12 protein-coding genes are annotated in these 10,009 nt (G+C 32.7%); 1 reads left to right on the top strand and 11 read right to left on the bottom strand.

All coding sequences use genetic code 11. The annotated features are described in order from the left end of the window. The 10 genes from ACH2BP_RS10065 to ACH2BP_RS10020 all read right to left on the bottom strand — a co-directional run. Positions 1–452 (bottom strand): efflux RND transporter permease subunit (locus ACH2BP_RS10065; protein ID WP_395059485.1); only part of this gene is annotated, 452 nt, incomplete at its 3' end. Positions 453–535: 83 nt separating this feature from the next. Next, positions 536–1,624 (bottom strand): efflux RND transporter periplasmic adaptor subunit, encoded by a 1,089-nt coding sequence (locus tag ACH2BP_RS10060; protein ID WP_395059483.1) that lies wholly within the window; start codon positions 1,622–1,624, stop codon positions 536–538. Positions 1,625–1,681: 57 nt separating this feature from the next. After that, entirely contained in the window at positions 1,682–2,995 is a 1,314-nt protein-coding gene (locus ACH2BP_RS10055) for a TolC family protein (protein WP_395059481.1), read from the bottom strand. A 176-nt stretch (positions 2,996–3,171) separates the two neighbouring features. Continuing rightward, positions 3,172–3,477, bottom strand: coding sequence for a thioredoxin (gene trxA, locus ACH2BP_RS10050; protein WP_395059479.1), 306 nt, complete (start codon positions 3,475–3,477; stop codon positions 3,172–3,174). Continuing rightward, a complete protein-coding gene (locus ACH2BP_RS10045) occupies positions 3,470–3,676 on the bottom strand; it encodes a hypothetical protein (RefSeq protein WP_395059477.1) in 207 nt (68 codons plus the stop codon). The genes trxA and ACH2BP_RS10045 overlap by 8 nt, the downstream gene beginning before the upstream one ends. A gap of 2 nt (positions 3,677–3,678) precedes the next feature. Continuing rightward, positions 3,679–3,993: a rhodanese-like domain-containing protein gene (locus tag ACH2BP_RS10040; protein ID WP_395059475.1), complete on the bottom strand. Its 315-nt coding sequence runs from the start codon at positions 3,991–3,993 to the stop codon at positions 3,679–3,681. A 16-nt stretch (positions 3,994–4,009) separates the two neighbouring features. Continuing rightward, positions 4,010–5,428 (bottom strand): rhodanese-like domain-containing protein, encoded by a 1,419-nt coding sequence (locus ACH2BP_RS10035; RefSeq protein ID WP_395059487.1) that lies wholly within the window; start codon positions 5,426–5,428, stop codon positions 4,010–4,012. A 67-nt stretch (positions 5,429–5,495) separates the two neighbouring features. Then, positions 5,496–6,281: a sulfite exporter TauE/SafE family protein gene (locus ACH2BP_RS10030; RefSeq protein WP_395059473.1), complete on the bottom strand. Its 786-nt coding sequence runs from the start codon at positions 6,279–6,281 to the stop codon at positions 5,496–5,498. Positions 6,282–6,356: 75 nt separating this feature from the next. Beyond that, positions 6,357–6,980, bottom strand: coding sequence for a Crp/Fnr family transcriptional regulator (locus ACH2BP_RS10025; RefSeq protein ID WP_395059472.1), 624 nt, complete (start codon positions 6,978–6,980; stop codon positions 6,357–6,359). Between the two features lie 20 nt (positions 6,981–7,000). Then, entirely contained in the window at positions 7,001–7,753 is a 753-nt protein-coding gene (locus tag ACH2BP_RS10020; protein WP_395059470.1) for a carboxypeptidase-like regulatory domain-containing protein, read from the bottom strand. A 176-nt stretch (positions 7,754–7,929) separates the two neighbouring features. Between ACH2BP_RS10020 and ACH2BP_RS10015 the strand changes: the two genes are divergently transcribed. Further along, positions 7,930–8,319 carry a hypothetical protein gene (locus tag ACH2BP_RS10015; RefSeq protein WP_395059468.1) on the top strand — a complete coding sequence of 130 codons (390 nt, stop codon included), beginning with the start codon at positions 7,930–7,932 and terminating at the stop codon, positions 8,317–8,319. Positions 8,320–8,436: 117 nt separating this feature from the next. On the opposite strand, the gene ACH2BP_RS10010 is transcribed toward ACH2BP_RS10015, so the two are convergent. Continuing rightward, positions 8,437–10,009, bottom strand: a 1,573-nt coding sequence (locus ACH2BP_RS10010; protein WP_395059466.1) for a DEAD/DEAH box helicase, incomplete at its 5' end; no start/stop codon positions are given.

Below are 10,009 nucleotides of genomic sequence, written 5' to 3'. Positions count from 1 at the left end.
TCACTCCAAAGTGTTAATCCCAACATTGGAACATCGTCAATTGAACGTGTTTTTACAATGGGTTTATAAACGCCTTGCGGAAACATATTTTCGTGTTTAGCCAATTCGTCATATAATTTCACATACGAACGTTCAACATCTTGACCAACATAGAACTGAACAATCAATACTGCTTGTCCGTTCATCGCCATACTATGCACGTGTTCGACTCCTTTTATATTGGATAGAATTTTTTCTAATGGTTTTACGACACGACTTTCTACTTCGGTTGGGCTAGCTCCTGGATAACCCACCATGACATCGGCCATAGGAACATTTATTTGTGGTTCTTCTTCACGCGGAATTAAGAACGAACTGTATGTACCTAGTATCATCAAACCAATCATTAACAAAATTGTTAATTTAGAATTGATGAAAAAATGTGCTATTTTTCCTGATATACCTTCTTGCATTTTTTAGTTTTTTAGATTGCTTCGCCAGTTCGCTGACGCTCGTGTGTTGGATCTTTAATTTTTAGAATTCTAATTATTAAAATCTAATTAATTGACACTCTTGCTCCGTTGTACAATTTGCCTTCTGCTGAAACTATATATTGCTCGTTAGATGATAATCCGGATAAAACTTCGACTTGATTTCCGAATGATTTTCCGATACGTAACCATCTTAAAATGGCTGTGTTTCCATTTCCAATAGTGTAAATTCCAGTTAGTTGCCCTTTTTTTACTAAAGCGCTTTCAGGAATTAATACTTTGTCATATTGTTTTGTTGCGGTTTGAATTTGATTAACAACTGGAAATTGTACATTGACAAACATTCCTGATAATACTTTGCTTCCAGTAGTGTTTAAGTTAATTTTTACCAAATATTGTCCACCCGTATTTTTAGCCGAACCACTTACTTCTGAAACTTTTCCAGATAATTCTTGATTGGTAGATTTTACTAAAATTTTTACGCTCATTCCGTTTGTAATCGATGTGATGTCGCTTTCCGATACCATAGCGGTAACTTGCAAACGAGAAGCACCTTCAAGACTTACTAATGGCATTCCTGGATTTGCCATATCGCCTTCTTTTACAAATGTATTGGTTACTTCGCCTGAAAATGGAGCCGTAATATTAGAATAAGAAAACTGTGCCATTACTTCATTGCGCATTTGTTTGGCGCCTTCTAAACCTGCTTTTGCCATTTCGTAGCGCGAAGTCATATCATCTAATTCTTTTTGTGAAGCACTTTGTTGATTGAATAAAGCAGTGAATCGATCATAATCTTTTTTAGCAATGTTAAAAGCTGCAGTTGCTTGCAAAATAGAAGCATCTACTTGTGCTTTTTTGGCTTGTAAATCGGTGTTGTTTACACTTACTAATAATTGGCCAGCACCAACTTTTTGTCCAACTTTTACGTGAACTTTTGTAACAAACCCCATCATTCTAGTAGAAACATTGGCGCTGTTTTCGGCTTCAATTTTTCCGCTTGCAGTTACAAATGGAGAATTATTATCGGCAGAAATTCCGCTTACTTTTACAGCAATTGCAGGAGTATTATTTGTGATTTCGGTTTTCTCTTTTCCGCATGAAAGGAATAAAGTAAGAGAAAGAACTATGCTTGGTAAAAATATTTTTTTCATAATTTAAATTTATTTTTCTATACCTGACAGGTTTTAAAAACCTGTCAGGTATAATTGCTATTTAGTTAAAAATTGTAAGTATTGTATAGTAAAATTATATTCGAAAACCGATTGTAAGTGTTCTAATTCTTTTTGGATCATTTGTGTTTCGGATTGTAATAAATCGGTGGTTTTTTCTAATCCTTGGGTGAAACGATTTTGACGAATTCTATACGCTTCTTGAGATTGTTCGAAAGCTAATTTCGATAAGTTTACTTTGTTTTCAGCATCTTTCAATTGGCGATTGGTTTTGTTTAACTCCAATTGACTTTGCGCTTTGTATTGCTGAGTTTCGATTTCTGATTTTTGAAAATCGGCTTTGGCTTTTTCCATTTTTCCAATAGATTTATAACCATCAAACAAGCTCCAAGATAATTGAGCACCAACTAAGCAACCTTTTGCACTTGTGCCAAATAAAGTACGATCATACAACTCATAACTTCCAAAAGCATTTAACCTAGGAAAGAAATTCATTTTACTCGATTGAAGCATTTTTTGATAGGCTTCTGTCGATTTATTCATTGCTTGAATATCTTTTCTGTTATCAGATAACTGATCGTTTACTACTTCAATTGAAATAGTATTATCTAATTCTTCGATAGGTTTAAATACTTTATTTGTGGTGTCTTCATTAAGAAGAAAGCCTAAATAATCAGACGCATTTTGAATATTACTTTTGGCGTATTGTAACTGATTTGTGATTTCATTGACACGAACTTCAACATTAAGCAAATCGGTTTTTTGCAACATTCCTTGTTTAAAATAATTTTCGACAAGTTTTAAGTTGGCTTTGCCAGTTACATCTGCTTTTTCTAAAACTTTTACCGCTTTGTAAGCTAATTGTAATTGCATAAATGCTTTAGAGACATCAAGTTCTAAATATTCTTTTGTGCGTTCAGTTTGCAATTGAAACGCTTCCATTTTAGATTTAGCGGCTTGTCTTCCATAAATTCCATCAACATTTATTAAAGGTTGTTGAACTTCAAATTTGGTTGCAAAATTTTGTGTTTTAGCAGGATTGTTCAACAAATTAGGATCAAAATCCATTGGTGTTAAAATTTCCTGATTCAATTTAGAACCAAAAACCATCAAAGGATTTGTTGTCGAAATTGTCGTGTGTGAAGCAGTAATACTAGGTAAGAATAATGAATTGGATTGTCTATAATCTGCTTGTGCAGATTTGTAATCCTGATTTGCAATCTTAATTTGCAGGTTTTTATCGGATGCTTTTTGCCAAATATCTTTTTTAGAAATCGTTAAATTATCCTGACTATAACCAATAGTTGAAATGGAAATTGTTCCTAATAGTACTATTAAATTTATTTTCTTCATAATTATTTATCTGAATTATAAAGCAAATGTATGCTGAATAAAAAACGAAGTCAGTAACAAGTGTCACACAAGCAAAAAAAAAGAGCATCTAGATTTTTAGATACTCTTGGTAAAGATTTTATATTTTATGGAAGAATAACATCCAGTTATTTTAACAGTTATATTTTTCTTTAGTTTTAGGAAGTGCTTTTTTCTAAAATGATTTTAATAATTTCATCTTTCGACAAAACACCCGATTGTCTCCACAATTGCTTTCCGTTTTGGTATAAAATCATTGTAGGAACGCCACGAACTTGATATTTTTCGGCTAATTTTTGATTTTTGTCAACATCAATTTTGATAATGGATACGCGATCGCCAATGCTATCTTTAACTTGCTTTAAAATTGGAGCTAGCGCTTGACAAGGGGCACACCACGTTCCAAAAAAATCTATTAAAACTGGTTTTTCGGAATTTATAATATCATGAAAAGTATCATTCATTTTTACTGGATTTAGTATTAGGAATTGCGCAACCACTTTGGCTACAGCCTAAATTAAAAATAACTTGAAAGGAGAAAAAAATCCCAAAAGCAATAAAAAACCATTGACCAGTTGTGTATGCTTGGCTAAATAAAAATAGTGCAAATACTAATCTTACCCATCGCATTAAATGCCAATTTGTAAACAATAATTGTTTCATTTTTACTTGTTTAGTAATTGATCTATTTTATTCCAAGTACCGCCATTAATCACATTTGTAAAACCATTTTGTTCTAATATAGATTTGGCTTGACTACTTCTCATTCCGCTTCTGCAAAATACTACAATATTATTTTTTCCTTTAAACTTTGCGATTTGACTTTTAATTTGGTCTAAAGGAATATTTGCAGAACCTTTTGCATGACCAGATAAATATTCTCCTTGAGAACGAACATCTACTAAGAATGCATCTTCATTGACAATTTTTTTCAAAGCATCATTATTACTTGAAAATATATTTTTTAGAAATTCAAACATGGTTAATTAATTTTAATTATATTTTTAAAATTTTACTTTGGCAAATAAAATCGGTTTTTGGCAAATTTGTTTTTGCAATCGCATTGTAACCGCCTTCTATTTCGGTAAAATTTCGGTAACCTCGAGCTTGTAATATCGACGCAGCAATCATACTGCGATAACCACCAGCACAATGCATAAAGAAATGTTCTTTCGGATTAATATCTTTTATCCAATCGTTTATTGCTGCCAAAGGTTTGCAAAATGATTCCTCAATATGTTCTGCACTATATTCTGTTTCTTTACGAATATCAATAATTTTACTTTCACCAATTTTTACTTGATTTTCAAATTCTGTAGCGTTAATTCTGTTTACAGTATCTATTTCTTTTCCAGCATTTTTCCAAGATTCGAAACCGCCTCCCAAATGACCCAATACATTATCGAAACCAACTCGACTAAGTCTAGTTATGGTTTCTTCTTCTTTACCTATTTCGGAAACAATGATTATTGGTTGACTTACATTGGCAATTAACGCTCCAACCCAAGGAGCAAAATCTCCAGCAATACCAATATTTATAGATTGTGGAATATTCCCTTTAGCAAAATCGCCGTTGTTTCTAGTATCTAAAATTATAGCTCCTGTTTCGTCAGCAATAACTTCAAATTCTTTTACTGATAGCTCTTTCATTCCGTTGTGTAATACATTTTCGAAACTAGGAATTCCTGATTTATTCATGGCTACATTCATCCCAAAATACGACGGAGGCGGTAGCAAACCATCGGTTACTTCGGTAATAAATTCGGATTCGGTCATATTGGATCTTAATGCATAATTGAGCTGTTTTTGTTCTCCAATTGTCGATACAGTTTCTTTACTCATATTTTTGCCACAAGCAGAACCGGCACCATGAGCAGGATAAACCGTTACATCGTCAGCAAGTGTCATTACTTTGGTTCTTAATGAATTAAAAAGCATACCGGCCAACTCATCTTGTGTCATCGATGCTGCCTTTTGTGCCAAATCGGGACGACCAACATCGCCAATAAACAAAGTATCGCCTGAGAAAATAGCTTGATCTTTTCCGTTTTCATCAATAAGTAAAAAACAAGTACTTTCCATGGTGTGACCAGGCGTGTGCAAAGCTTTTATTTTGATGTCTCCAATGGTAAATTCCTGATTATCATTGGCAGAAATAAATTCGAAATCAGGATTTGCATTTGGTCCATAAACTATTTTAGCGCCCGTTTTTTGGCTTAAATCTAAATGTCCAGAAACAAAATCGGCATGAAAATGAGTTTCAAAAATATATTTCAGTTTTACATTATCTCTTTCTAATCGATCAAGATAAGGTTGAATTTCACGCAACGGATCTATAATTGCAGCTTCTCCATTTGAAGTTATATAATAAGCACCTTGTGCTAAACAGCCTGTATATATTTGTTCTATTTGCATCATTGTATTGTATTTGAAATTATTAAAAAAAATAAGTCTTAAATTATTTTTATTGTAATTATATGGTTTATAAAAAAAATTCTTTTGCTATAATATAAATCCCCATTACAAAAACAAACCAACCAAAAGCCGGCTTAAGCTTTGAACCATCTATTTTTTTTGATAAATGAGTTCCTATAAACATTCCAAAAATTGCTATTGATGAGATGATAAATAGTAATTTATAGTCTAGTTGAATCCCTTTTATGACATCGCCACCAAATCCTATAATCGAATTGATAAAAATGATAAATAAGGAAGTTCCTATGGCTTGCTTCATGTCTAAACCAGCAAAGAATATTAATGCCGGAATGATGAGAAAACCGCCTCCTGCTCCTAAAAAACCTGTCACAAAACCAACCATTAAACCTATGAATGATAACTGAAAAAAGTTTATTTCTTGTTTGTTTTTATCAGAATTTGACTTTCTTATCATCGATATTGAGGCAAAAATCATCAATATTGCAAAAATAAGCATGATGAGCGAATTTTTTGTCACCTCAAAATCATATATAAAAAACAAATGATTTGGAGTATTTGGCAACACTATATCTCTAACAAATAATAAAGATATTACTGATGGAAAAGCAAAATACAGAGCCGATTTTAGTTTTAAATTTCCTAACAAATAATGATTATATGAACCAATTAGTGCCGTTACTCCAACTATAAACAATGAATAGCTGGTTGCATTTTCTGGATCTATTTTAAATAAATAAACTAAAATAGGTATGGTAAGTATCGAACCACCACCGCCTATTAAACCTAAAGAAATTCCTATAAGTATTGAAGCAAAATAGCCTAAATATTCCATTTACAAATTTTATAACACAAAGATGAACAATTTTATTAGGTTAGATGGTAACATAAGTCACACAACCAAAAAATATTATACTATTTCGATATAATTTCTATGTAGATTAAGTAAACCTCGTTGTTCCATTTTTTTTAACAATCTAGAAATAACTTCTCTAGAAGTATTTAAATCCGAAGCTATTTCTTGATGTGAAAGTTTTATATGATTGCAACTGCAATTATCTTGATGTCTTTTTAAATAAAATTCTAAACGTTCGTCCATAGCTTTAAAAGCTATATTATCTATAACTGTTAGAACTTCTTCAAATCTTGTTCTATAAGTTTCAATAACAAACTCAAACCAACTTCGATGTTGCATCATCCATTTGTCCATTTGGGTAAGTGGAACCATAATTATTTCAGCATCTTCAACTACTTTAGCCATTATTTGGCTTTTTTCACTTTTAGTCGCGCAAATCATTGATATAGCACAGGCTTGCCCAGGTTGAAGATAGTACATAAAAAATTCACCTCCATGTTCATCTTCTCTATATACTTTGACACTCCCATTTGTTACTAAAATAGTGTTCTTTATATACTGACCGGTACGCATTATTATTTCTCCCGCTTCAAAGGATTGCATTTTAGCCTCAGATTCTATATCCGCAATTAATGAGTTGGTAAAGCTTGGGAAAATATTTTTAAGAATTTGATTCATATTTTAGAAAAATTCTAGCTTTATTTTTTCAGCACTTTATATTCCTCATAACAGCCATTTATAGCATCTAAAATTTGTAAATCGTTTGCCGTTTGTAAAAATGTTTCGGAATAACTGCAACGTTGCAAAATTTCGGCAAGTTCTTTTTTATCGATACCTAAAAGTAAGTAAATAGTTTGATGATCGTATTTTGTTTGAAGCATATTTCTTAAACTTTCATCTTTTTTTAATTCTTTAAGCCTTCTAAGTTCTTTAGGTTTTTTACCAAAGAAATTATAAAGCATATCCGCTGGATTAAATAGGGAATTCATAACCCTCCCAAAAGCACCTGGAGAACTCTCACCAGCTTCGTATCTACTTGTTAGTCCAGAAATATTGTACCAATAATTTTCTTTCTCGGGAATGAGTTTCGAATCGACTTCGAGATAACCTGTTAAATCATATGGCGGAATCACAACTTCTTCGAGCGCATAGGCTTTCTCGGTAAGGTGAATTCGGTTTGCGTTACTTTTTATCCAGTCATTTGTCACTTTTATTTCGATAGATTGAAAACCCAAACTCGAAACAAGTAACACATCATTTACATTTGCCGGAATCTTAAAATTCCCTTTTGCATCGGTTACAGCACCTTTTACTAGGTTTATATTTACGACATTAATATTCCATAAAGGTAACATAGTATTATCATTTATGACGGTACCAGAAATAATTGTTTCTTGTGAAATTGCCGAAAATGAAACAAAAAATATAAATAAAAAGGTGAAATTTCTCATGCTCAAAGTTTGTTGGGCTAATGTAATTATTCATGTTGAGATATTTTCAATTTATATTATAATTATAAGAAAATTAACTATTATTGTTAATTAAATCAAAAGTACTGTTTAAGTATTTAATCAAAAATTTGTAGGTTGTGCATCACTTTCGAGCGACATTAAAAAACATATAGAAAATGAGCAAACTAAGTTGTATATGCGGACACATAATTGTTGATCAAACGGATAACATTAGCTATAAAGCACATTTTATTCGTAACCAAGATATTGACGCTATTGATAATCAGGTTGAAGATATCAATAATTTTGTAAATGCAATTAAAAATGGTGAGCGAAACAAATGGCTAAAAAAATATTTTGAGTCTGAGATATATCAAAACTTACCAGATTCAACAGTTATCAGTGATATTATTTCCAAGTATAATTTGGAATACCAGAACGATATGTTTTTGTGTGAGAAATGTGGGCGTATTAAAATCCAAAAAGGAGATGAAAATAAATTTATTTCATTTCTACCAGAAGACAATCATTGGATAGATATTTTTAAGGGGCTTTCAAAGAGTTAACAATTTTCCACGCACTGCATTCTAAATTTATTTACTCTTCAACAAGATTCATATCAATAAAAAAAGCCTCGAAAAAATTAATTTTCAAGGCTTTATTATAAAGTCAAAGACTATTTTTTAGCTTCTTCTTGGTCTTTTAGGTCTGTCAGAAGATTCAGAAGGACGTGGTGTAAAACCTGATCCTGATGAACGTCTTTCATTTCTTGGTGCTCTGTCTGAAGATTCACTTCTTTCTGAACTTCTTCCAAAACCACCTTCTCTTGGAGCTGATCCTCTGCTAAATCCGCCTTCTCTTGGAGCCGAACTTCTTGATTCACTTCTTGGTCCAAAAGCACCACCGCCACCACCAGATCTTGGTGCTGAACTTCTTTCTCCTCTAAAACCTCCGCCGCCAGAACTTCTTCCGCCACCGAAACCACCACCAGAACTTCTTCCGTTGTGATCACGACGTCCAGAGCTTGAACCACCGTCATTTTTAGAGATTTCAACGTTAATTCTTCTTCCGTTAAGATCGAATCCGTTAAGAACTTCCATTACTTTATCAGTATGTTCTGCATCTGTATTAAAGAAAGAGAATCCTTCTTTTACATCTACTTTAAATACGTCATCACGACCTAAGTCTAATGTTTCTTTCAAGAAATCTTTTAATTGCATCCAATCGAAATCGTCTCTAGAACCAATATTTACAAAATAACGCGTTGCGCCATTGTTGTTGTTTTCTCTTGGAGCACCATCTCTATCATCACGTTCGCGTCTGTCTGAACCTGAAGATTGATTAGAAATATCTCTGTTTTTCTTGTAATAATTGATAAAACGGTTAAATTCTACCGATACCATTTTCTTGATTAACTCTTCTTTCGTTAAGTCTTCTAAAACGCTATTAATAGCTGGTAAATAGTTGTCAATTTCGTGATCAACTTCCGTATCTTTAATTTTGTTAGCTAAGTGTAATAATTGGATTTCGCAGATTTCGATTCCAGAAGGAATTGTTTTTTCTTCAAACTTTTGTTTGATGATTCTTTCGATAGAAGAAATTTTGCGAATTTCACTTTTAGTTACAATAACAATAGAAGTTCCTAGTTTTCCTGCACGTCCGGTACGACCAGAACGGTGATTGTAGGTTTCTATTTCGTCTGGCAATTGGTAATTTACAACGTGTGTAATATTATCAACATCGATTCCACGAGCAGCAACATCAGTCGCTACAAGCATTTGGATTTGTCTACCACGGAAAGCTTTCATAACACCATCACGTTGCGCTTGAGATAAATCTCCGTGCAAAGCAGCAGCACTATAACCATCTTCGACTAATTTTTCAGCCACAGCTTGTGTATCACGTTTTGTTCTACAAAAAACTACAGAGAAAATGTCTGGATTAGCATCAGCTAAACGTTTCAAAGCTTCGTAACGATCACGTGCATTTACTAAGTAAAATTCGTGAGAAACTGTTGCAGAACCTGAGTTTTTAGCTCCTACAGTAATTTCTATTGGATCGGTCATGAATTGTTTTCCAATTCTAGCTACTTCAGCAGGCATTGTTGCAGAAAACAACCAAGTGTTTTTCTCGTCTGGAGTTGTTGATAAGATGTTTACGATGTCTTCATAGAAACCCATGTTCAACATTTCGTCAGCCTCGTCAAGAATACAGTAGTTTATTTGAGAAATGTCAACTAAACGTCTGTTAATCATG

Origin of the sequence: Flavobacterium sp., from assembly GCF_043756175.1 — a bacterium.
Lineage (GTDB): Bacteria > Bacteroidota > Bacteroidia > Flavobacteriales > Flavobacteriaceae > Flavobacterium.
This window is presented reverse-complemented; position numbering and strand designations above follow the sequence as displayed.

What these genes read in the sequence shown, in the direction of transcription:
- ACH2BP_RS10060 (WP_395059483.1), bottom strand. Translation starts at nt 1,624, where the DNA reads ATGAAAAAAATATTTTTACCAAGCATAGTTCTTTCTCTTACTTTATTC.
- ACH2BP_RS10055 (WP_395059481.1), bottom strand. Translation starts at nt 2,995, where the DNA reads ATGAAGAAAATAAATTTAATAGTACTATTAGGAACAATTTCCATTTCA.
- trxA (WP_395059479.1), bottom strand. Translation starts at nt 3,477, where the DNA reads ATGAATGATACTTTTCATGATATTATAAATTCCGAAAAACCAGTTTTA.
- ACH2BP_RS10045 (WP_395059477.1), bottom strand. Translation starts at nt 3,676, where the DNA reads ATGAAACAATTATTGTTTACAAATTGGCATTTAATGCGATGGGTAAGA.
- ACH2BP_RS10040 (WP_395059475.1), bottom strand. Translation starts at nt 3,993, where the DNA reads ATGTTTGAATTTCTAAAAAATATATTTTCAAGTAATAATGATGCTTTG.
- ACH2BP_RS10035 (WP_395059487.1), bottom strand. Translation starts at nt 5,428, where the DNA reads ATGCAAATAGAACAAATATATACAGGCTGTTTAGCACAAGGTGCTTAT.
- ACH2BP_RS10030 (WP_395059473.1), bottom strand. Translation starts at nt 6,281, where the DNA reads ATGGAATATTTAGGCTATTTTGCTTCAATACTTATAGGAATTTCTTTA.
- ACH2BP_RS10025 (WP_395059472.1), bottom strand. Translation starts at nt 6,980, where the DNA reads ATGAATCAAATTCTTAAAAATATTTTCCCAAGCTTTACCAACTCATTA.
- ACH2BP_RS10020 (WP_395059470.1), bottom strand. Translation starts at nt 7,753, where the DNA reads ATGAGAAATTTCACCTTTTTATTTATATTTTTTGTTTCATTTTCGGCA.
- ACH2BP_RS10015 (WP_395059468.1), top strand. Translation starts at nt 7,930, where the DNA reads ATGAGCAAACTAAGTTGTATATGCGGACACATAATTGTTGATCAAACG.